Source organism: uncultured Mucilaginibacter sp. (assembly GCF_903893715.1).
GTDB lineage: Bacteria > Bacteroidota > Bacteroidia > Sphingobacteriales > Sphingobacteriaceae > Mucilaginibacter.
The window spans coordinates 1-2,720 of the sequence record NZ_CAITNG010000032.1 but is presented as its reverse complement, the minus strand read 5'-3'; the positions used below and the strand labels follow the sequence as shown (position 1 = coordinate 2,720).

Annotated in this window: 2 protein-coding genes; one reads left to right on the top strand and one right to left on the bottom strand. The window is 43.9% G+C overall.

From position 1 onward, the window contains the following. The coding region (locus QZX97_RS04240) for an FN3 associated domain-containing protein (RefSeq protein ID WP_295664243.1) at positions 1-2,301 on the top strand (2,301 nt) is incomplete at its 5' end. Between the two features lie 59 nt (positions 2,302-2,360). Here the strand turns inward: QZX97_RS04240 and QZX97_RS04235 are convergent. After that, a partial coding sequence (locus QZX97_RS04235) for a prolyl oligopeptidase family serine peptidase (RefSeq protein WP_295664240.1) occupies positions 2,361-2,720 on the bottom strand: 360 nt, incomplete at its 5' end.

The following is a 2,720-nucleotide window of genomic DNA, read 5'->3' as shown; positions in this document are numbered from 1 at the left end:
GGCATCGAGGTATTGAAAAGCAAAACAGCTCCCGCACGCCCCGTTTTAATAGTGCGTGGCGATAAATTTGATAGTAATGACCTGAGGTATACGCGTTATGAAAATAATATCCCAACTTTTTTGATCGACACTGTGGAAAAAGTTCAATTTGCACACGCGCTTGCGCCGGCATTGATCAGGTACACGCTGGATGGCTCCGAGCCAGACCAAACTTCGCCTATATACGATGCGCCCATTGCCATCAACAAAACCTGTAATTTAAAGGCCAAAGTATTCGACCCTACCTGGCTGCAAGGCCCCTCTCGTAGCGAAACGCTTACAGCGCACTTTGTTGTAAGAACTGCCGAAACCGGCCTAAAAAGACCGTTATCGAACGCCAATACCGGCTTATTGGTTCAAGTTTTTGAAAAAAACACGAAATTATATAATAACAAGGGCTTTTTTGATGCCAACAGGGTAATGATCCCTGACCTGAAAAAGGAAAAAGAAATATTGACCACCAATGTGTCCGGATTTGCATTACCCCAGGTAACACCAACCCATCCATTGACGGAGCAATGCAAGGGCTTTTATAAATTCACCGGCCTATTTTGGGCAAAAGAAAGGGGCGTATATAAATTTGACCTCAACTCATGTGGGCCCGTAACCTTCGATATCGGATCGCAAACTGCCATTGAAAACACCGGCGTTTTCCACCAACAGCAAGCCCACCGATATGGCGAAGCATCTTTAGATAAAGGATGGCATAAAATTGAGCTCGTGATCTGCGATCCGCTATTCTGGAATATTAACAGTCTAGAACCGATGCCTTTTGAAATGCATTACCAAATTAATGGGGGGGCTAAGCAAAATATAGATGAAAAGGAGCTTACATTCGAACCGGCAGGGAATTTAAGTATCACTAAAACGCCAAAATTGGTGTGGCACGAGGCTTTAAAAACCGATTTCATGTTGGAACCCGGATTTGATTTGGCCGTTTATGACCGCACCGGCAAAAGACGCGACAGCGATTTTTTAGATATCGAGTACGCAACACCCTTCCACACAGAAAGAACAAAAACGATAGAACTTACAGACAGCCGCAATACCGTGAGGTGCTATAACGGATACTTCCATGCTTCTTCGCCGGGCATATACACTTTCAAATTACCGGGGCGGATTGGCGACAATGGCAACCTTGGCTCGCTTCAGGCAACATGTCAAAATCAATTAAAGGTAGACGGTGAATTTGTGGTCCAACGCGGTGTATATGGTCGCAATCCAACCGGCCAAATTGCGTTAAAAGAGGGATGGCATCGCATCTCGTTTCGCTTTGGCCCGGGAAAAGGGTTTGCCGACGTGCTTTTGCCGGATGGGCAAATGCTGCCATTGAATGGTGAGAATATATTCAGAAACACGTTGGTAAGCGTCGCATGTGATGGTAACAATATAAAACAAAGCCCTTTCGAAATATATAAACCGGTAAAAGTAACACTCGGCTTACCGGAAAATATCAATGCGGATATCAGATATACATTGGATGGAAAAATACCCGAAATCACTTCCCTAAAATATATCGAACCGCTAAACATCGACCAAAGTAAGAAACTGTGTGCCGCAGCGTTCCTGAATGGCCGAATGATTACTGCACCGGTAACCATGGATTTTCAACTGGTTAGCGTTCCAAATCTCGGGTTGTTGGGTAGTACTGATTTTACAAGATGGGACGGCAAACCCGGGCCTTATTACCAAACACCATTTTATCAAGTGTGGCTTGCACCTTATGATATATCAATCAATGAATCAACGCGCAAGGTACTTGCCATGCTCGCCTCGGCTACCGATAAAGCTTCAAATGTCGATGTCAATGTGTCCAGAGGAGGGAACCATGCGGGTTTGAAATTACACCATATCACCATGCGCGAAAATGCGCTTAGCGTAGCCATATGGTTCAAAACCAGCGAAATGACTGGCAAATTATTCGGAAAAGATGGCTATAATGCATTTGGAAAGGGCTATAAAACGTTTTCCTGCAGTATGGATAACGGAAGATTAATGGCGTCGCCGGGCCATTTAGCAGGAGGGAAAATCGAGCCGAATACCTGGTCGTTTGCATTGCTCTCCGCTGATGAAAAAGAAATGAGCCTGTACCTTAACGGTGAAAAAGTGGCGACCGGCCCAGGCACAAAAGATATCAGTACGGATGCACTCGACTTTTTTGTTGATCACGGTGCTTATTTATCGGAACTAAAAGTTTTTGACAGGCTTTTAAACGCGGAAGAAGTGAAACATTTGTATCAGACAACAAATACATACAAGTAACAACCTTTATATGAGGCTATCGAAAGCCTAATTAAAAAGAAGGGAGCAAGCGTTCATACTTAATGCTTACTCCCTTTTGGTAACCACGCAATCTCTTTACCTGTCCTCAATAAAGGAGGGCCATTAAAATACCCTAATGATGTTAAAAACATATCCACTTTGCAAATAACGTTAACTACGATCTGTTCGGTTGCCGTATAATTAGGCAGTATAAATGCATGCCGGGTTTGAGGTAGCAGTTCTAAATCACAACGATTACCTGCCTTTAACATACTGTCGCGGAAGGATATTGAGTATACGGGCAAAATAATCTTGTCATCAAGACCATGCATAATCAATGTGGGCGGTTCATTTTTATGAACATTGAACAAAGGCGATACTTGCTTGGCCAACGAAAGCTGGGCAGGTGTCGGGATCAG